This window comes from Halobacillus litoralis (assembly GCF_020524025.1).
Taxonomy (GTDB): Bacteria; Bacillota; Bacilli; order Bacillales; family Halobacillaceae; genus Halobacillus; species Halobacillus litoralis_D.
Genome location: NZ_JAIVKN010000002.1, coordinates 568,188 through 586,761, shown reverse-complemented (window position 1 = coordinate 586,761; position 18,574 = coordinate 568,188). Strand labels below are relative to the sequence as shown.

At 42.8% G+C, this 18,574-nt stretch carries 22 protein-coding genes; all 22 read left to right on the top strand.

What is annotated here, in order from left to right:
* Positions 1-4: 4 nt before the first annotated feature.
* Entirely contained in the window at positions 5-1,312 is a 1,308-nt protein-coding gene (gene rho / locus LC036_RS09440; protein ID WP_226581445.1) for a transcription termination factor Rho, read from the top strand.
* Positions 1,313-1,574: 262 nt separating this feature from the next.
* The gene (locus tag LC036_RS09435; RefSeq protein ID WP_226581443.1) at positions 1,575-1,820 is read left to right on the top strand and encodes a type B 50S ribosomal protein L31; all 246 of its coding nucleotides are present in this window, start codon (positions 1,575-1,577) and stop codon (positions 1,818-1,820) included.
* A gap of 301 nt (positions 1,821-2,121) precedes the next feature.
* The gene (locus tag LC036_RS09430; protein WP_226581441.1) at positions 2,122-2,751 is read left to right on the top strand and encodes a thymidine kinase; all 630 of its coding nucleotides are present in this window, start codon (positions 2,122-2,124) and stop codon (positions 2,749-2,751) included.
* Positions 2,752-2,982: 231 nt separating this feature from the next.
* On the top strand, positions 2,983-3,267 hold the full coding sequence (locus LC036_RS09425) for a hypothetical protein (protein ID WP_226581439.1): 285 nt from the start codon (positions 2,983-2,985) through the stop codon (positions 3,265-3,267).
* Positions 3,268-3,424: 157 nt separating this feature from the next.
* Positions 3,425-3,826: a YhcN/YlaJ family sporulation lipoprotein gene (locus LC036_RS09420; RefSeq protein ID WP_226581437.1), complete on the top strand. Its 402-nt coding sequence runs from the start codon at positions 3,425-3,427 to the stop codon at positions 3,824-3,826.
* 125 nt (positions 3,827-3,951) lie between these two features.
* A complete protein-coding gene (prfA, locus tag LC036_RS09415) occupies positions 3,952-5,022 on the top strand; it encodes a peptide chain release factor 1 (RefSeq protein WP_226581435.1) in 1,071 nt (356 codons plus the stop codon).
* Between the two features lies 1 nt (position 5,023).
* The gene (gene prmC, locus LC036_RS09410; protein WP_226581433.1) at positions 5,024-5,884 is read left to right on the top strand and encodes a peptide chain release factor N(5)-glutamine methyltransferase; all 861 of its coding nucleotides are present in this window, start codon (positions 5,024-5,026) and stop codon (positions 5,882-5,884) included.
* 131 nt (positions 5,885-6,015) lie between these two features.
* Entirely contained in the window at positions 6,016-6,624 is a 609-nt protein-coding gene (gene spoIIR, locus LC036_RS09405; protein ID WP_226581430.1) for a stage II sporulation protein R, read from the top strand.
* Between the two features lie 55 nt (positions 6,625-6,679).
* On the top strand, positions 6,680-6,991 hold the full coding sequence (locus LC036_RS09400; RefSeq protein WP_226581429.1) for a hypothetical protein: 312 nt from the start codon (positions 6,680-6,682) through the stop codon (positions 6,989-6,991).
* A gap of 228 nt (positions 6,992-7,219) precedes the next feature.
* On the top strand, positions 7,220-8,254 hold the full coding sequence (locus LC036_RS09395; RefSeq protein ID WP_226582495.1) for an L-threonylcarbamoyladenylate synthase: 1,035 nt from the start codon (positions 7,220-7,222) through the stop codon (positions 8,252-8,254).
* A gap of 72 nt (positions 8,255-8,326) precedes the next feature.
* Positions 8,327-8,854, top strand: a complete 528-nt coding sequence (locus LC036_RS09390) for a manganese efflux pump MntP family protein (RefSeq protein ID WP_226582492.1) — start codon at positions 8,327-8,329, stop codon at positions 8,852-8,854.
* A gap of 73 nt (positions 8,855-8,927) precedes the next feature.
* Complete coding sequence (locus LC036_RS09385) at positions 8,928-9,539, top strand: low molecular weight protein arginine phosphatase (protein ID WP_319004452.1); 612 nt, start codon at positions 8,928-8,930, stop codon at positions 9,537-9,539.
* A gap of 152 nt (positions 9,540-9,691) precedes the next feature.
* Positions 9,692-10,132 carry a ribose 5-phosphate isomerase B gene (gene rpiB, locus LC036_RS09380; protein WP_226581427.1) on the top strand — a complete coding sequence of 147 codons (441 nt, stop codon included), beginning with the start codon at positions 9,692-9,694 and terminating at the stop codon, positions 10,130-10,132.
* Between the two features lie 177 nt (positions 10,133-10,309).
* Positions 10,310-10,870: a TIGR01440 family protein gene (locus LC036_RS09375; RefSeq protein ID WP_413229881.1), complete on the top strand. Its 561-nt coding sequence runs from the start codon at positions 10,310-10,312 to the stop codon at positions 10,868-10,870.
* A gap of 23 nt (positions 10,871-10,893) precedes the next feature.
* Entirely contained in the window at positions 10,894-12,150 is a 1,257-nt protein-coding gene (gene glyA / locus LC036_RS09370; RefSeq protein ID WP_226581425.1) for a serine hydroxymethyltransferase, read from the top strand.
* Between the two features lie 296 nt (positions 12,151-12,446).
* Positions 12,447-13,079: a uracil phosphoribosyltransferase gene (gene upp / locus LC036_RS09365; protein WP_226581424.1), complete on the top strand. Its 633-nt coding sequence runs from the start codon at positions 12,447-12,449 to the stop codon at positions 13,077-13,079.
* Positions 13,080-13,117: 38 nt separating this feature from the next.
* A complete protein-coding gene (wecB, locus tag LC036_RS09360; RefSeq protein WP_226581422.1) occupies positions 13,118-14,266 on the top strand; it encodes a non-hydrolyzing UDP-N-acetylglucosamine 2-epimerase in 1,149 nt (382 codons plus the stop codon).
* Between the two features lie 155 nt (positions 14,267-14,421).
* Positions 14,422-16,572 carry a S8 family serine peptidase gene (locus tag LC036_RS09355; protein ID WP_319004451.1) on the top strand — a complete coding sequence of 717 codons (2,151 nt, stop codon included), beginning with the start codon at positions 14,422-14,424 and terminating at the stop codon, positions 16,570-16,572.
* Positions 16,573-16,831: 259 nt separating this feature from the next.
* Positions 16,832-17,050, top strand: a complete 219-nt coding sequence (locus LC036_RS09350) for an AtpZ/AtpI family protein (RefSeq protein ID WP_226581419.1) — start codon at positions 16,832-16,834, stop codon at positions 17,048-17,050.
* Position 17,051: 1 nt separating this feature from the next.
* Complete coding sequence (locus LC036_RS09345) at positions 17,052-17,432, top strand: ATP synthase subunit I (protein WP_226581416.1); 381 nt, start codon at positions 17,052-17,054, stop codon at positions 17,430-17,432.
* 24 nt (positions 17,433-17,456) lie between these two features.
* Entirely contained in the window at positions 17,457-18,179 is a 723-nt protein-coding gene (atpB, locus tag LC036_RS09340) for a F0F1 ATP synthase subunit A (protein ID WP_226581414.1), read from the top strand.
* A gap of 39 nt (positions 18,180-18,218) precedes the next feature.
* Positions 18,219-18,431, top strand: a complete 213-nt coding sequence (atpE, locus tag LC036_RS09335) for a F0F1 ATP synthase subunit C (RefSeq protein ID WP_226581412.1) — start codon at positions 18,219-18,221, stop codon at positions 18,429-18,431.
* The last annotated feature ends 143 nt before the right edge of the window (positions 18,432-18,574 follow it).

Below are 18,574 nucleotides of genomic sequence, written 5' to 3'. Positions count from 1 at the left end.
TTTTGTGGCAGATTTAACAATCTCCAATTTAGAAACAATGACATTGAAAGGACTTTATGCCAAAGCAAGACAGTATAAAGTGTCTTACTATGCAAAATTAACGAAGCGGGAACTGATTTTCGCTATTTTAAAAGCACAGGCTGAAAAAGATGGATTCTTATTTATGGACGGGATCCTGGAAATTATTCCATCAGAAGGGTTCGGCTTTTTACGCCCGATCAACTATTCACCAAGTGCAGAGGATATTTATATATCCGCCTCGCAGATCCGCCGTTTTGACTTAAGAAATGGAGATAAGGTGTCAGGGAAGGTGCGGCCGCCAAAAGAAAATGAACGGTATTACGGCCTTCTCCACGTGGATGCTGTAAATGGGGAGGATCCGGATTCGGCTAAGGAAAGGGTCCACTTCCCTGCGTTGACTCCTTTATATCCAGATCGTCAGATGAAATTGGAAACAGAAACGAAGAAGCTTTCTACACGTATTATGGACTTGATGTCTCCTGTTGGTTACGGACAGCGTGGTTTAATTGTAGCTCCACCTAAAGCCGGGAAGACAATGCTGTTAAAACAAATGGCAAACAGCATTTCAACCAACCATCCAGATGCTAAGTTAATTATTCTTCTTGTGGATGAGCGACCGGAGGAAGTTACGGATATTGAACGTTCCGTTGCTGCTGATGTGGATGTTGTCAGTTCAACCTTTGATGAAGTTCCCGAAAACCACATTAAAGTGTCTGAGCTTGTTCTGGAACGAGCGATGCGCCTGGTAGAACATAAGCGGGACGTTATCGTTTTAATGGATAGTATTACAAGGCTTGCCAGAGCCTACAATCTTGTCATTCCACCAAGTGGACGTACACTGTCTGGAGGAATTGACCCGGCGGCTTTCCACCGTCCGAAGAGATTCTTTGGTGCTGCGCGTAATATTGAAGAAGGGGGAAGCCTGACTATTTTGGCAACGGCCCTTGTTGATACCGGATCTCGAATGGATGATGTCATCTATGAAGAGTTTAAAGGGACAGGTAATATGGAACTTCATCTGGATCGCAGCCTTGCTGAGCGTCGTATTTTCCCTGCCATTGATATTGTTCGTTCTGGAACGAGGAAGGAAGAATTGTTACTTCCACAGACACATCTTGATAAAATATGGGCGATTAGGAAGACCATGTCTGATTCCCATGATTTCGCAGATCGATTCCTGCGTCGTTTGAGAGCTTCAAAAAATAACGATGAATTCTTTGATTTAATGGATAAAGACATGAAAGGGAAAGCCACTTCAACCCGTCGTTCATCGACTAGGAACGAAGGTTAAGTGGATGAGGAAGTAAAGATGTTTTAAACAGGCGGCATACGATCAGGCCAATCCCTCAAGCGTTCGTATAGTGAAGGGCTGCCTGTTCCCTTTGAACCTTCTATCTAAAAGGATTTAATAAAAACTGGATGTTGCATCAAGGGATTGCCCCTGTTATAATCATTCTATGTGAGTTTCAGTACAAGGTGTTAATACGAACCTTCGACGGCTCTTACAATAACTCTGTTTCTTAAGGACTCAGGGCAAAAAGGAGTGGAAGAACATGAAAACAGGAATTCATCCAGAATACCAAAAAGTTGTATTCTTAGACACAACTTCTAATTTCAAGTTTCTAACAGGGTCTACTCAGACTTCTGAAGAAACAATTGAGTGGGAAGATGGAAACACTTATCCATTGATCCGCGTTGAGATTAGTTCTGCGTCTCACCCGTTCTACACAGGTAAGCAAAAAGCTGACAAAGCTGGCGGCCGTGTTGATCGCTTCAAGAAGAAATATAACCTTTCATAATAATGATCCTTCTTCTTTTGAAGGAGAATTCATCATTTTGAGCAAAAACAGGCAAATGGTCTCAGAGGTTTGCCTGTTTTTTTGTCAAAAAATAAGGGTGTGGGAAGCTTGGTGCATGAGTTTCCTACCTGCCCTGGACGTATGAATAAATAAGGGAGCTGTCCTTGGTGATTTTAGCCTCCGGTGCATCGGGGGTAATCAAGGGAGCTCTTTTTTATTGGTAATGCCGGTAATGATGTAAGGTTGCAGGTGGTCCTGCACTTTTGAAGCTTGATCGAGTGAGAAGGGAGCGACAGTAGACGTGTATGTAATGAAGCAAAGCGGATGGGTCGAACTAATTTGTGGAAGCATGTTCAGCGGCAAATCAGAAGAACTGATTCGTCGTGTCAGACGTGCAACCTTCGGTAATTTGACCGTCCGTGTATATAAACCTGCGATTGATGACCGTTATAAAGAAGATGCTGTAGTCTCTCATAATGGCACTTCAGTGATGGCTCGACCTGTAAAAAGTTCTTTGGATATCCTCCATCACGTTACGGACGAAGTAGATGTCGTAGGAATTGATGAAATGCAGTTTTTTGACGAACATATTGTAGAAGTAGTTGAGTGCTTAGCGGATAAAGGCATGCGCGTCATCGTCGCTGGCCTTGATACTGATTTTAGAGGGGAACCTTTCGGTAAAATGCCTGACATGATGGCTTTGAGTGAGAGCGTAACAAAACTGAACGCCATCTGTCCTGTTTGCGGTTCGCCAGCTAGTCGTACCCAGCGGTTAATAGATGGATCTCCAGCATCGTATGATGACCCTGTCATTTTAGTTGGGGCATCTGAATCTTATGAGCCGCGATGCCGCCATCATCATGAAGTACCGAACAAACCCAGGCAGCAGCAAGTAAAAGCGGCATACGCTGGAAAAATAATGAGTGAATAAATGGAGAAAGACAGCTGTTTAACAGCTGTCTTTTTTTGTGTGGTGTTTCTGTCCCTCCCCCTATGAGGTGTACCTTAAAAAACGTTTTCCCATCTATGTTGTTAATGTGTGCTCGATGTGCTCTGAACCGTTTATTAGCTTTTTGAACGTGGTACCCTAAAGGAAGGTAAACAAAAGTGAGTGATCTTGAAATTGAATGGATACTTACATTTGATAAGGGGGGCAGTGCGTATGGAGAGAAAGGCAGATTTGCTTAAGATGTCGAGCTTACTTGAAGAGTGTATGAACGCCTATAAATATGCCGTTGAAGTGGTTCAAAAAGAAAGTAAACTAATGTTTGAATTATGTGACTCCTGTGCGGATGTGTGTCGGACCTGTGCAAGAGAATGTCTGGAACTTGGGGGTACAAAAGAAGATAAAGTGTACCAAATGTGCATGGACTACTCGAACCTTTGTGAACAATTGAAGCAGTATGAAAGTAAAGTGGATGAAAGAGCACTGAGAAAATCGGTTTAGACTTAACTTTCACTGATGAATCTGAGGGTCCTGTCATGGGCCTTTTTTTGTTTCTCCTTTATCCTTTCGAAAAGTTTGACTTGGCTGGACTTTAATTTTTTACATAGGTTTTTTCCTTTCGGAGACAATAACGATAAAAATAGAAGAGGTGAGTTGGATGATTCGATCTATTCTTACGATGTTATTGTCTCTGGCAGTTTTAACGGCCTGCGGTTTACAAACAGAAAAGTATCAAGGTCAAACGAGTCGTGATGATGTGGAAAATATGGGCATGAACAATGACGTGACCAGAGAAAATGAAAACCCGAGGTCCATGAACAAAGTTGGGAAGACATGGGGGTTAAAGCAGGATCGGCAGATGATTAAAGAAGCAGCGCAGAAACTGGAAGGTGTCGAAGTAAAGCGTGTTATTATTGAAGCGAACAAAGTCTGGGTCACCGTTGATGTAGAAGGGGAAAAGGACATGTCTAAAGAAGAATTGGACGAATGGAAATCTCAAATTAAAGAAGCAGTCTACCAGGCTGTCCCGCGCTATGATATCGCTGTAAGAATTAAATAATGCTGACGCGGCCGGTCTTTAATTCTGGCTGCCCTGTTTTTTTAACGACAGGGACAGGTGTGCGGTTGTATCCGTGATCTCTCTATAATATAATTAGACTGTTATGGAGAAAGAGGTGCATACCATTGATCGAACGTTTACAAACATTAGAAGACCGTTATGAAAAACTGAATGAATTACTAAGTGATCCTGAGGTTATTTCTGACACAAATAAACTCCGTGAATATTCTAAAGAACAATCAGGTTTGCAGGAGACCGTTGATGCTTACCGTGAGTATAAAGAAGTTACAGAACAATTGAGCGATGCGAAAGCGATGCTTGAAGATAATCTTGATGATGAAATGACAGCGATGGTCAAAGAGGAAATCAATGAATTATCCACAAGCAAACAGGACCTTGAAGAACGCTTGAAAGTCCTTATGCTGCCAAAAGATCCCAATGATGACAAAAACGTTATTATGGAAGTACGGGGAGCAGCTGGCGGAGATGAAGCTTCCTTATTTGCTGGAGACCTTTACCGTATGTACGCCCGTTATGCTGAAATGCAGGGATGGAAGACTGAAGTCATTGAAGCGAATGCAAACGACGTTGGTGGATATAAAGAAATTATCTTTATGGTAAATGGCGATATGGCTTTTTCTAAACTGAAATTCGAAAATGGAGCCCACCGTGTGCAGCGTGTACCTGAAACGGAATCTGGTGGTCGTATTCATACTTCGACAGCAACCGTTGTCGTTATGCCGGAAGCAGAAGAAGTTGAAGTAGAAGTTCATGATAAAGATATCCGCGTGGATACCTTTGCATCGAGTGGCCCGGGTGGTCAGAGTGTAAATACAACGATGTCTGCCGTTCGTCTGACGCACGTGCCAACAGGAATTGTTGTGTCCTGTCAAGATGAGAAGTCACAGATTAAGAATAAGGAAAAAGCTATGAAAGTTCTTCGTGCCCGTATTTATGATAAGTACCAGCAGGAAGCGCAGGCGGAATATGACGAAAGCCGTAAATCTGCTGTAGGGACAGGAGATCGTTCGGAACGCATCCGTACCTACAACTTCCCTCAAACGCGGGTAACGGATCACCGTATCGGGCTGACTCTGCAGAAGCTTGATCAGATTCTACAAGGAAACATGGATGAGATCATTGATGCATTGCTAATTGAAGAGCAGACGAAGAAATTAGAGCAGATCGGTGAATAATATGCAGCCTTCTTTTACGACGATTCGAGGAGCCCGCCGATGGGCTTCTCTTTTTTTACTGGAACATGAAAGAGAAGCACGGATGGCCGATTTGTTGTTGGAATATTTCCTTGACTGGCCTTTTTCAAAAATATTGGCTTATGAGACAGACCCCCTGCCTGATGGAGTGAAGGATTCATTTATAGAAGCCGTTCACAGGCATGTGGAAATGGGTGTTCCCATTCAGCATCTTACAGGATATGCTCACTTTTATGGACGGGAGTTTAAAGTGAGTTCAGATGTACTGATTCCAAGACCGGAAACAGAAGAGCTCGTACTTGGGCTGGTCGAAGCGATCCGATTAAGAGGTGTAGAGCGTCCGAGGATTGTAGATCTCGGAACAGGCAGTGGAGTTATTGCCATTACAGCTGCTCTGGAACTGGCCGATAGTCAAGTAACAGCGGTGGATATCTCTGATGAAGCTTTAAGGGTTGCCATAGATAATGCCACTTTACTTCAAGCTGATGTTCGTTTTAAACAAGGGGATTTTCTCGCTCCGGTAGTGGGAGAGGAGTTTGATGTGGTCGTTTCAAACCCTCCATATATTTCTGCTCTTGAAAAGACCGAAATGAATGATACGGTTCTTAATTTTGATCCTGAGCTCGCTCTCTTTGCTGAAGAGGAGGGACTGGCTGCTTATCGAACGATATTGGAGCAGATATCCACAGTGGATAAAAAGCCATGGTGCATTGCATTTGAAATTGGTCATAAACAGGGGGATGCTGTGGAGCGTCTTATTCATTTGATTCTACCCGAATACAAAACAGATGTACGACAGGACATAAACGGAAAAGATCGGATGGTTTTCAGCTTCTTAGGCTAATTCCCAATTTTAACGGCCGTTGCATTTTGATTCATTAAGCTGGACTTTTAAAAGATTCATAGATTTTCTGTTTAGCGGCTCTTTTCTCTGTCCATACTAGCGACTAGTAGAACGACAGGGAGGAAGAGAAAATGAAAAACGGTTTACTGTTATTATTATCTTTATCTATTATTTTAATGGTCCTTCCTTGGGGGCAGAAAAGTACAGCTGTACAACAATACCAAGTCATTCCTGACGAAGCCATTCGTCTTCGTATATTGGCTGACAGTAATGCTGCTGAGGATCAGTCTGTGAAGCGTAACGTTCGTGACGACGTAAATGCTGAGATAACAAAGTGGGTGGAAGAACTCACTTCTGTTGAAGCGGCTAGAGAATTAATTCAAAGTCGTCTGCCGGAATTGGAAGCCATTGTTGAAGATTCCTTGAAAGACCAGGGGCTCACATATTCCTATTCCGTAGAATATGGAACCAATGTGCAGTTTCCTACCAAACTGTATGGATCGTACATTTATCCTGCTGGAGAGTATGAAGCGATTTTAATCACTTTGGGGGAAGGTGAGGGGGATAATTGGTGGTGTGTTCTATTTCCGCCTCTATGCTTCCTTGACTTCTCTAATGGAACAAGTGTCGCAGAAGCAGAGGAAGTCTCTACAGAAGACGAAGACATAAAAGACGAAGGTAAAGAGGAAAAAGAAGTTAAATTTTTCGTTGTTCAATTGTGGGAAAGTCTTTTTTCCTAGCATAGAATCCACACTCCTTTTCATAGGTTTATACCAAAGGAGTGTGGATTCTATTATGTATATTAAAAAAGTAGAAGAAGAGCTCTATCAATTGAATAAAGAAGGACAGGTTATTGGAACCTTTAAAATCCTTCAATACTCTCAGGGGATAGGGAAATTAGAACAGCTCCATGTAAAGGATGATCTCTCACCTGGAAGGATCCTGGAAATATTTGAAGTGATTCAAGTCTATGTAGAACAAGAGAACTTTCGTGAGCTCCATGTAGAAAGTCACTCAGATACGCTTGACTTTTTGCTGCGGCATCAACAGTTTGATTTAAAAGATGTCGAAAAAAAGTTGTGGGTATATAAAGTTGCCCACAAGTAATTGTGCATAAAACGGTAAGTTATTCACAAAAAGGTTAACATATGTGAATAACTTGTTGATGAATTGCTTTTGTCACGTAAAGTTACTAACGGATTCTTTGGATATGTGGGCAATTTTGTGGATAACTTGAGGACATCTTGTGAATAATGTCTAAATTTGCGATTATTTGTTGAATTCATCATAATAGAAGTGGATATTTATTAGTAAAAAGGAGTACTTTTGATGAGCATGCAGACAAAGGTGTGGAAGAAATCGGATAATACGGAAGAAATGAAAGAAGCAATCAGGGAAGCGGCTGAACTTCTGCATCAGGAGCAGGTAGTAGCTTTCCCTACAGAAACAGTTTATGGCTTAGGGGCGGATGCTTCCAACCCATCGGCTGTTCAACGTATTTTTGAAGCGAAGGGCAGGCCGTCAGACAATCCATTAATTGTTCATGTTGCAGATAGAAAGCAGGTTGAGCAATTAGTAGACGAAATTCCAACAATGGCTCGAAAATTGATGGAAACTTTCTGGCCGGGACCACTGACATTAATTATGAAGAGCAATGGCTCAGCGGCCGGGAATGTTACTGCTGGTTTGACAACGATCGCTATTCGTATGCCTGATCATCCGTTGGCTCTCGCATTATTGCGGGCTTCTGAAACACCTTTAGCGGCTCCGAGTGCTAATCGTTCTGGAAGACCTAGTCCGACAACGGCTGAACATGTATATCAGGATCTGGATGGAAGGATTGCAGGAATCTTAGATGGGGGACCTACAGGGGTCGGGGTTGAGTCAACTGTCCTTGATTGTACGTCAGAAATCCCTGTTATTCTTCGTCCGGGCGGGGTGACTAAAGAGGACTTGGAAACGATCCTTCCCACGGTCATGATGGACCCTGCTATGATTAATGAGCAGCACCGGCCAAAGTCGCCTGGTATGAAGTATACTCATTATGCTCCGGAAGCTCCTCTATGGCTGATTGATGGAGATGATGAATTCTTTGAAAATCAAGTAGAAAAATTGAAAGAGGAAAACTTTAGAATTGGCATTATTGCGAGTGAGGAATTATTGAATAAACTTGATCACAACCGAATCATCAGCTGCGGTTCAAGGGAGAACCTGGAGCAGGTAGCTGAGCGTCTTTATGGAGCTTTACGAGAGTTTAAGGAATCTGACGTTGACGTTATTTTATGTGAAGCTTTCCCAGAAACCGGCGTTGGTGCAGCAGTAATGAATCGCTTAAATAAAGCTGCCGTGAAAAAGGTAACGGCATACTAACATACATCCCCCTTCCTATGCATACGATGGTACAGCATGTCCTAAGTGGAGGGGGATTTTTAATTGGAACATATGACCTCATTAATTTTGCTGTCGCTTGCCTTAGGTTTGGATGCATTTTCTGTATCGTTAGGAATGGGAATGCAGGCGGTAAGGTTGAAATATGTATTTTTAACAGGCGTAGCTATAGGAGCCTTTCATATTATTATGCCTGGTTTTGGAATGCTTCTGGGACAGTGGTTCTCGGAAAGTGCCAGTGATTGGGCAACTCTTGCTGGTGGGGCGATGCTGTTTGGTTTAGGTGCTTATGCGGTTTTTGCTTCATTTGCTGAAAAACATTCCTTTTCCTATCGTTTATCAGGTATTGGGTTTTGGCTGTTTGCGCTGAGCGTAAGCATTGACAGCTTTCCGGTAGGGTTCAGTTTAGGATTAAGCGATGCGGATGTAATCATCTCGGTGGTATCTTTTGGATTGTTTAGTATGCTGCTTACGTGGACTGGCTTTATCATTGGTCGTCATGCAGGCGCGATGCTTGGGAGATATAGTGAGCTGCTGGGAGGCAGCATTCTTTGTGCGTTAGGCTTGAATGCCATATTCTGACATGTTTCAGTGAGACCGTCCTCTGTGATATTATGGAGAAAATGGACTACTATGGATGAGGAGAAGATTGGTCATGAATATTTTATTTGTGTGTACGGGTAACACATGTCGAAGCCCGATGGCAGAGGCCATTTTAAAGTCAAAATACAAGAAAGGTAAGGTCCGGTCTGCAGGTATCTTTGCTGGAAAAGGTGAATCGATAGCTGAAAACTCCGACCTTGTCCTTAAAGAAATTGATTTGACCCTGAATCACCAAACGAGTCCTGTGGATGAGGAGATGCTGGCTTGGGCAGATCTTATCCTGACAATGACCGACCGTCATAAGCAGACATTAGCCATTCAGTATCCTGATTATCAGGAAAAGTATTATACTTTAAAGGAATTTGTTCTTATCGATGAGGGTGAATGGCAGAAACTGAAAGAATTTTATAGTAAATTTGAAGAAAAGCGTACGGCTTTGGTGAGAGAATACCAGAATGTTTTGAGTGATCAGGAATTAGAGAGTAAACTCAGACAGGAATTGTCAGAGGAAATTCGAGAGATCGAGCGTCTGGAACAAACCATGCCGGATGTAAATGTTTCTGACCCTTTTGGAGGGAGTCTGACTGTTTACAGAAAGACACGTGAGGAACTGGAAAAGTACATTGATATGCTGGTCATGAAAATTGAGGCTGAAGACGAATAGGGATAGAAGCAGATCTTTAACACGCTTGAGGTCACTATCCCCCCGGTACATAACAATGGTTTAGTATGAATGGTTCCTTCTTCTGACTGATTGACAGTATATTTGTAAACTGTCACGATAAGGGGAATAGAAGAAGATGGGAGTGTCGGTTAATGAAAATCATTCTTGCCTCCGACCATGGCGGTGTAAACTTACGTAAAGAAGTAGCAGACGTCCTCTATCAGCTTGGAGTGGATTATGAAGACATCGGGTGTGATTGTGAGGATTCTGTAGATTACCCTGACTATGCTTTTCCTGCTGCTGAGCGTGTAGCCAATGGTGAATTTGATAAGGCGATTCTAATTTGTGGTACAGGGATCGGGATGTCGATTTCTGCGAACAAAGTGAAAGGAATTCGTGCTGCGCTCGTTCATGATTTATTCACAGCAAAAGCGACACGTGAGCACAATAATTCGAACGTATTGTGTATGGGAGAGCGTGTGATTGGCCCTGGTTTAGCAAGGGAAATAGCGAGAACCTGGGTGACTACAGAATTTGAAGCCGGACGTCATAAAACTCGTGTAAGTAAGATTGCCGAATACGAAAATAAGTAATACAATGGAATATAGAGAAGCGGATGCCTACATAAGCTGAAGCGGACAACTGAAGGAGGAGCGATAAAGCTTCTCCTTTTTTATAATCAAACCGTTTGTGGAAGATCTGTAAGTAACAAAGTACAAGTGGTTTGTTTTGTGTGCAGACCTTTTTGAGGGGGTTGTAAAGTGGTGGATATCAATGGAATTGAGAATGATGTGCGCATGGTTGTTGACCAATTGCTGAGCGATGAAGTGGTTAAACCCGGTTTGTTTGTCATCGGCTGTTCAACAAGTGAAGTTGCTGGTGAGCGGATTGGTACTTCGGGAAGCGAATCAATTGCAGAAGTTCTATTCAATGAACTGAAGAGACTCGCGGATATTCGTGGTGTAGATTTAGCCTTTCAATGCTGTGAGCACCTGAATCGTTCCATAGTTGTTGAACGCTCAGTTTTAGAGCGCAGCCGGCTGACCGAAGTTTCTGCTGTCCCTGTGCCGAAAGCGGGTGGATCGATGGCGTCCTATGCTTATCAACATTTGGAAGACCCTGTCTTAGTGGAGACAATTGAGGCTTCAAGTGGACTTGATATTGGTGATACTTTGATTGGGATGCACTTGAAGCGGGTAGCCGTTCCGGTTAGGATTCATCAGAAATCAATTGGTCAAGCCCATATCACTGCCGCCAATACACGCCCCCCTCTAATCGGTGGAGCGCGGGCTGTTTATGAAAGTCGTTCTGAAGATATTTCTTGTGATTAAGAGAATGGAAAGGGGAAAATACCATGAACCATGTGAAATCAGCAGATGCAGAAATTTTTGCAGCAATCCAAGATGAGAAAAAGCGCCAACAGGATAATATTGAGTTAATAGCTTCGGAGAACTTCGTTTCTGAAGCGGTTATGGAAACGATGGGTTCTGTTTTAACCAATAAATATGCAGAAGGTTATCCAGGCCGCCGTTATTATGGTGGCTGTGAACATGTGGATGTTGTTGAAGACTTAGCTCGTGATCGTGCTAAGCAGTTGTTTGGAGCCGATCATGTAAATGTTCAACCCCATTCTGGAGCTCAGGCTAATATGGCGGTTTACTTCACCGTTCTCGAGCATGGAGATACGGTTCTGGGAATGAATTTGAATCATGGTGGTCACTTAACTCATGGCAGCCCGGTTAATTTCAGTGGTAAACTTTATAATTTTGAGGAGTACGGCGTTGAAGAAAACGATCAGAAGATTAATTATGACGCTGTATTAGCCAAAGCCAAGGAAGTTCAGCCTAAACTAATTGTTGCTGGTGCCAGTGCTTATCCAAGAGAAATCGATTTTGCTAAATTCAGAGAAATCGCTGATGAAGTAGGAGCATACCTTATGGTAGACATGGCTCATATTGCTGGGCTGGTCGCCACTGGGTTACATCCAAACCCTGTTCCCCATTCCCATTTTGTAACGACTACGACTCACAAGACGCTGCGTGGACCACGTGGAGGAATGATTCTTTGTGAAGAAGAGTTTGCCAAGAAGATCGACAAAAATGTGTTCCCTGGAATGCAGGGTGGTCCTTTAATGCATATCATTGCAGCAAAAGCGGTCTCCTTCAAGGAAGCATTAGAACCAGGATTTAAACAGTACTCCCGCCAGATTATTGCCAACGCTAAACATTTGGGTGAATCTCTTACAGAAAAAGGGGTCGACCTTGTTTCTGGTGGAACCGATAACCACCTTCTTTTATTAGATCTGCGCAGTAAAGGTTTGACTGGAAAAGTTGTCGAGAAAGCTTTAGATGAAATTGGAATAACAACAAACAAAAATGCAATTCCTTTTGACCCTGAAAGTCCTTTTGTTACAAGTGGCGTCCGCATCGGTACGGCAGCTGTTACCAGTCGTGGATTTAAGGAAGCTGAAATGGAAGAAATCGCTGATTTAATTGCATTCACTCTTGAACACTTCGAAGATGAGGCAAAGATGAAAGAAGCAGAAGAGCGCGTGCGGGCACTAACTTCCCGCTTCCCTATGTATCAGACATTAAATTATTCTTCATTATAATTAGGAAAGAGCCGCTTGATCATCAAGCGGCTCTTTTTTAGGCTCTGTTAAAGTTTAGTGTTGGTATGAGCAGCAACAGAAGAGAAACATCCAAATTTTATTGGAGGTCCTCTTTTTATATTGCGCTTAATCCACTCACTCTTCCGATAGTAGATTACTCGGATTCAGATAATTAAGATCAACAACAAATTTTAACAGAACACCTTTAAAAACCTTTTTTTATATTTATGGTTGCAGTCACATCTCTTTTTCAGTACAATTTAAAGGATGTAAATTTTGAGAAGGAGTGATAGGCAATGGCAAACGTTTATGTATTGGATCATCCCTTGATTCAACATAAGTTGACGTACATACGTAAAAAAGAAACAGGTACAAAAGACTTCCGTGAATTAGTCGATGAAGTAGCGGCACTTATGGCTTTTGAAATTACCCGTGACCTTCCTTTGGAGGAAGTAGAGATCGACACACCTGTAGTTGAGGATGCAAAAGCAAAAGTACTGACAGGTAAGAAAATCGGACTTGTTCCTATTTTACGTGCTGGCTTAGGTATGGTGGATGGGATTGTCCAGTTGATCCCTGCTGCGAAAATCGGTCACGTAGGACTTTATCGTGATCCGGAAACACTACAGCCGGTAGAATACTACGTTAAGCTTCCCAGCGATATCGAAGAACGTGAACTGATTGTCATCGATCCGATGCTTGCGACAGGCGGATCTGCCAACGAAGCTATCCACTCCTTGAAGAAACGTGGAGCACGTCAAATTCGTCTAATGTGTCTGGTAGCTGCACCAGAAGGCGTTGAAGCAGTACAAGCAGAGCATCCTGATGTTGACATTTACCTTGCAGCTCTTGATGAAAAATTAAATGAAAAAGGATATATCGTTCCTGGTCTCGGTGATGCAGGCGACCGTCTGTATGGAACGAAGTAAGATCCAGTTCGAAATTATTCATTAAAGGAGGGGCAGAAATGGCAGATCGTATTAAAGTGATGACGATATTCGGTACAAGACCGGAGGCTATAAAAATGGCACCTCTTGTATTGGAGTTGAAAAAGCGTACCGAACAATTTGAACCCATTGTTACTGTAACCGCCCAACACAGGGAAATGCTTGATCAGGTACTATCTATTTTTGGAATTGAACCAGATTTTGATTTGGATATTATGAAATCCAGGCAGTCTCTCGCTCAAATCACGACACGGGCCCTGGAAGGTCTGGATGAAGTGATGAAAGAAACGAAACCTGATGTTGTGCTGGTTCATGGAGACACGACAACAACTTTTGCTGCTTCACTTGCTGCGTACTACAACCAGATTCCGGTTGGTCATGTGGAAGCCGGTTTACGAACTTGGAATAAGTATTCACCATTCCCGGAAGAAATGAACCGTCAACTAACCGGCGTCATGGCTGACCTGCATTTTGCACCAACAAATAAGTCGCGGGATAATCTTCTTTCTGAGAACAAACCGGAAGATCATATCTTTGTTACGGGTAATACCGCCATTGATGCACTTCAGACAACTGTCGCGGACGACTATTCTTCACAGGTCCTGGATGAAGTCGGAGACAAGCGCCTTGTTTTGATGACAGCACACCGCAGGGAGAATCTTGGGAACAATATGAAACAGATGTTCCGGGCAATTAAACGTCTGGTTCAAGAACATGAGGATATTCAGGTTATCTATCCTGTTCACTTGAATCCGGTAGTCAAGGAAACAGCGGATGAGATTTTAGGTGATGACGAGCGTATTAAATTAATCGATCCACTGGATGTGATTGACTTCCATAACTTTGCATCACGCGCTCATCTGATCTTAACCGATTCAGGTGGTGTCCAGGAAGAAGCTCCATCTCTTGGTGTTCCAGTGCTTGTGCTCCGTGATACAACAGAACGTCCGGAGGGGATTGAAGCGGGAACATTGAAGCTTGCTGGTACAGAAGAAGATCATATTTTCCATCTGGCTCATGAATTGTTATCCGATAACGAGAAACATGAAGCCATGTCGAAAGCTTCCAATCCATATGGAGATGGCAAGGCTTCTGCACGTATTGCTGAAGCGATTCGATACTTCTTCCAACATCGTGAAGATAAGCCGGCCCCTTTTGAAATTGAATAAAACCAAAGAATCATCCTGTTGAGATCCCTCTTAACAGGATGATTTTTTTGTTCCTATTCTTCCTGCATCTCTATTTTTATCTTCCTCCGTCCCCTTGTATAATCCGCCTACTCTGGCACAGGCTAATGAAAAAAGGAGCGCTTCCTATGCGTTATATGGCAAGCCTTATCGTCATTTTTTTATTGTTATCAGGTTTTAGTGCTCCTCAGCCGGAAGAGAAAGTGACGATTATCATCGAGCTGGATCATAACCCGGGATCCTTTGCTTCAGAGATAGAACGAAGGTATCCGAGACTTGAGATCATTACGAAGTACGATACGATTTTCAATGGGTTAGCGATTCGGGGTACTGAAGAAGAATTAGAGAAAATTTCGCGTATGAAAGAGGTTACCAACCAATACCCAGTACAAACCTACCAAGCATTAGGAGAGGAAAAACTTCAATTCTCTACAGAAACAATACGTGAACGAATCCAAACCCCTTATACAGGAAAGGGGGTAAAAGTAGGAGTTATTGATACTGGCGTGGATTACACACACCCGGATTTAATAAAGAATTATAAGGGTGGATATGATACGGTGGATTTTGATGAAGATCCTATGGAAACAAAAGAGGAAGGAGCTACGCTGCACGGCACTCATGTATCAGGAGTTATAGCAGCGGATGGAGAAATGCAGGGGATTGCTCCTGATGCAGATTTATATGCCTACCGGGCACTTGGTCCTGGGGGGATGGGTTCTTCAGTGCAGGTTATTGCAGCTTTGGAAGAGGCAGTGAACGATGGAATGGATGTTATTAATCTCTCGCTTGGAAATGCTGTGAATGGACCGGATTGGCCGACTACCCACGCCGTAAACAAAGTCATAGAGCTTGGAACGGTCGTTGTCGTTGCGGCTGGGAACGCAGGACCTGGAGCTTGGACGATTGGTTCACCAGCTACCTCTTCAGCCGCCATTACGGTGGGGGCATCAGCTCTAGCTTCGAAAGCCCCTTTTCTAAGAGTGGCTGGGGAAGAGAAGCAGATTCCTGTCCAGATCATGTCAGGTTCGGTCAAATGGGAGTTGGAAAAGAAGTATCCAATCGTGCATGTAGGGATAGGTGCGAAAGACAAGGATATTCCAAACCTGACAGGGAAGATAGCCCTCGTTGAAAGAGGGGGGATTCCTTTCAGTCTTAAAGCTTTAAAAGCTTATCAAGCAGGGGCCGCAGCCGTTTTGATTTATAACAATGAAAGCGGGGGGTTCCATGGAGGACTTGATCGGATAAAGCTGCCTATTCCAGTTGCTTCATTATCAAAGCAGGCAGGAGAATGGCTGAAACAAAAAGCTGTTGATCAGCATCAATGGATAGAATCTAATCAAGTACCGTCTGACGAACAGGTCGCCTCTTTCAGTTCCCGGGGGCCTGTAACGACTAACTGGGAGATCAAGCCGGATATTCTGGCACCAGGTGTAGATATCCTGAGTACTGTCCCGGGAGGATACGGTTCTCTGCAGGGGACAAGCATGGCTTCCCCTCACGTTGCTGGTGTCGCTGCCTTGTTAAAGGAAGCCCACCCTGAATGGACGCCTGAAGAAATAAAACACGCACTCACAACGACAGCTGATTTAATTTATAACAAGAAAAATCCTTTTCTGCCGACAGAGCAGGGGGCTGGTTTCATTGATGTTAAGCAGGCTCTTGATCCACCTCTGTTAATTAGTCAGGGAGGGTACAGCATTGGAAAGATTGAAGAGAAGTTTTTCCGTAAACGTCTTCCTTTAACGGTGAAAAACTTGACCGAACAGCCGATTAAGCTGCAAATGGAAAGACCAAGTATGAAAAAAGGAGAATGGTGGACAGTTCCAATGCCTGTGGAAATCCCACCGAAGAGTAAAAAAGATTTGGCTGTAGAGCTTAGGTTATCTTCTGCTTTACTTGAGGACGGGGTTCATGAAGGGTTTTTATCGATAAAAACTGACACAGAGGACTATGATATTCCTTACATGTATGTGAAAGATCATTCAAATTATGATAAAGTGTCAGGTTTTGAGCTTTCTCAAAAGTGGCGGAATGAGGATGAAGCATCTTATCGGATGCATCTTGCTGATGATGCTTCCGAAGTGAGCATTGATTTATACAGGGCCGGTACCATGTTAAGAGTTGGGAATTTGGTGAAGTTGGAAGATCTGAAGTCCGGTATGATTGAGGGAGACATAAGTTTGAAGAAACTTGATCTTGCAGGAACATATGTAGCTGTTGTGAGTATCCAGACAAGTGAAGGGGAAGACAGTTACACATTTCCTATTTATATAGAAGGAAAATGAAAAAACCACCATATTTTCTTTTTTTATGGTGGTTTTTTCTATATAAAAAGACAAGTTCTCTTTTTCGATCAGGAATGCAACTGAAATGTGACGGAAATGTGATCGAATGGTGTCAAACATTTGTATTTTTAATCACATACTCATTGACATGAACCGACCCCTATTGTATTCTTACATAGGATAGAATGATAAGGTTTTCATAGAAGGTTAACTTCCAGGATTACAACTTCTCCTAACCTAAAAGGGAGAGTGTAAAAAAATGAAACGATCTAAGTCATCATTTCATGCTATGGCGCTCACCAGCGCTATCGTTTCTCATTTAGCCGGCGGTCCTTTAGCTGGTGTTTTTATTGGGAAATGGATCGATGACCTCCTATCCACCGCACCTACATTCCTGATTATTGGACTTTTCCTCGGTTTAGGGGCAGGTACATATGGGACCATTCATTTAGTACGCACGTACTCGGGAGACGATTAACATGGAAGACTATCAACAAATGATATCCCGTCAACGAAAATGGATGTTCTACCTATTAGCATTTCTCGTTTTAGGATGGGGGCTTACACCTTGGAAACCGGTTTTCTCAGGCCTTTTATTAGGAACCACTTTAAGCTTTTACAACCTATGGACTATGCAGCGAAAGATATCCAGACTAGGTGAACATTCCACGGATACATCAAACTCTAAGCAACGAAAACCAAATATTGGTACGTTCACACGATTAGCCACAGGCGCTTTAGCAGCCGTAATTGCACTTCAATTCGAAGAACATTTCCACATTATCTCAGTAGTATTGGGCCTAATGACAGCCTACTTTGTCATTTTAATAGACTACCTGTTGAAACATGAAACAGAATAGCACGATGGAAGAGAGGTGAACAGAATGAATCACGAAGCACCAATGTTGGAGAATGCGCTGGGTCTTGAATGGCTGGACTTCAACCTTTCCAACGTCTTAATGATGCTGATTGCTTCAGTCATCGTTTTTATTGTTGCTGTAGCTGCAACACGAAGTTTGGAACGGCGTCCAAAGGGTTTTCAAAACTTTATGGAATGGCTCATTGACTTTGTAAAAGGTATCATTAGTTCAAACATGGACTGGAATGTAGGGAGACTATTTCTACCATTAGGATTAACTCTCTTCACGTATATCTTTGTCTCTAACATGCTAGGGGTAGTTACAATTTTTGCACCACATCATGTTCTTTGGTGGAAATCACCGACATCCGATCCCGGCATTACCTTAACCCTTGCCGTTATGGTTGTCGTTCTCACTAATTATTATGGTGTGAAGATGAGAGGTGCGAATGAAGTAGGTAAAGACTTCATGCGTCCGCTTCCTTTCTTGCTCCCATTTAAGATCATTGAGGAGTTTTCTAACACGTTGACGCTTGGACTTCGACTTTACGGGAATATTTATGCAGGTGAAATCCTGCTGGGATTATTAGCAGGTATTACTTCAGCTGGTATCCTGGGATTCTTAGGAGGAGTTATTCCTATGTTAGCGTGGCAGGCCTTCAGTACATTCGTAGGCTTTATCCAAGCATTCATTTTTACAATGTTGACAATGGTTTATATGTCTCACAAAGTGAGTTCTGACCATTAATAAATAACAAATTCAAATACATTCGAGGAGGAATTTAACATGGGTCTGATTGCAGCGGCAATTGCAGTAGGTCTTGCAGCAGTAGGTGCAGGTATTGGTAACGGTTTAATCGTAGGTAGAACAGTAGAAGGTATTGCACGTCAACCGGAATTACGAGGTACTCTTCAAACAACAATGTTTATTGGTGTAGCCCTAGTAGAGGCACTTCCAATCATTGGTGTCGTAATTGCATTTATCGTATTGGGTCAATAAAGACATGTGAGAGTGATGGCGAAGCGAAAAATTTCTTCGCCATCTTCTATACATCAGCCAAACTCTATTTACCCATTTCTTGAGAATTAAAACTTCGACTTAAACCTTTAAGCCGGGTTTTTGTTATGTAGAGCCCCTTAGGG

Coding starts and splice junctions, on each gene's coding strand:
- LC036_RS09390 (WP_226582492.1), top strand. CDS start 8,327: ATGACCTCATTAATTTTGCTGTCGCTTGCCTTAGGTTTGGATGCATTT.
- atpE (WP_226581412.1), top strand. CDS start 18,219: ATGGGTCTGATTGCAGCGGCAATTGCAGTAGGTCTTGCAGCAGTAGGT.
- LC036_RS09355 (WP_319004451.1), top strand. CDS start 14,422: ATGGCAAGCCTTATCGTCATTTTTTTATTGTTATCAGGTTTTAGTGCT.
- rpiB (WP_226581427.1), top strand. CDS start 9,692: ATGAAAATCATTCTTGCCTCCGACCATGGCGGTGTAAACTTACGTAAA.
- atpB (WP_226581414.1), top strand. CDS start 17,457: ATGAATCACGAAGCACCAATGTTGGAGAATGCGCTGGGTCTTGAATGG.
- LC036_RS09420 (WP_226581437.1), top strand. CDS start 3,425: ATGATTCGATCTATTCTTACGATGTTATTGTCTCTGGCAGTTTTAACG.
- wecB (WP_226581422.1), top strand. CDS start 13,118: ATGGCAGATCGTATTAAAGTGATGACGATATTCGGTACAAGACCGGAG.
- prmC (WP_226581433.1), top strand. CDS start 5,024: ATGCAGCCTTCTTTTACGACGATTCGAGGAGCCCGCCGATGGGCTTCT.
- LC036_RS09385 (WP_319004452.1), top strand. CDS start 8,928: ATGAATATTTTATTTGTGTGTACGGGTAACACATGTCGAAGCCCGATG.
- LC036_RS09345 (WP_226581416.1), top strand. CDS start 17,052: ATGGAAGACTATCAACAAATGATATCCCGTCAACGAAAATGGATGTTC.
- LC036_RS09435 (WP_226581443.1), top strand. CDS start 1,575: ATGAAAACAGGAATTCATCCAGAATACCAAAAAGTTGTATTCTTAGAC.
- LC036_RS09395 (WP_226582495.1), top strand. CDS start 7,220: ATGCAGACAAAGGTGTGGAAGAAATCGGATAATACGGAAGAAATGAAA.
- LC036_RS09425 (WP_226581439.1), top strand. CDS start 2,983: ATGGAGAGAAAGGCAGATTTGCTTAAGATGTCGAGCTTACTTGAAGAG.
- spoIIR (WP_226581430.1), top strand. CDS start 6,016: ATGAAAAACGGTTTACTGTTATTATTATCTTTATCTATTATTTTAATG.
- glyA (WP_226581425.1), top strand. CDS start 10,894: ATGAACCATGTGAAATCAGCAGATGCAGAAATTTTTGCAGCAATCCAA.
- upp (WP_226581424.1), top strand. CDS start 12,447: ATGGCAAACGTTTATGTATTGGATCATCCCTTGATTCAACATAAGTTG.
- LC036_RS09400 (WP_226581429.1), top strand. CDS start 6,680: ATGTATATTAAAAAAGTAGAAGAAGAGCTCTATCAATTGAATAAAGAA.
- LC036_RS09350 (WP_226581419.1), top strand. CDS start 16,832: ATGAAACGATCTAAGTCATCATTTCATGCTATGGCGCTCACCAGCGCT.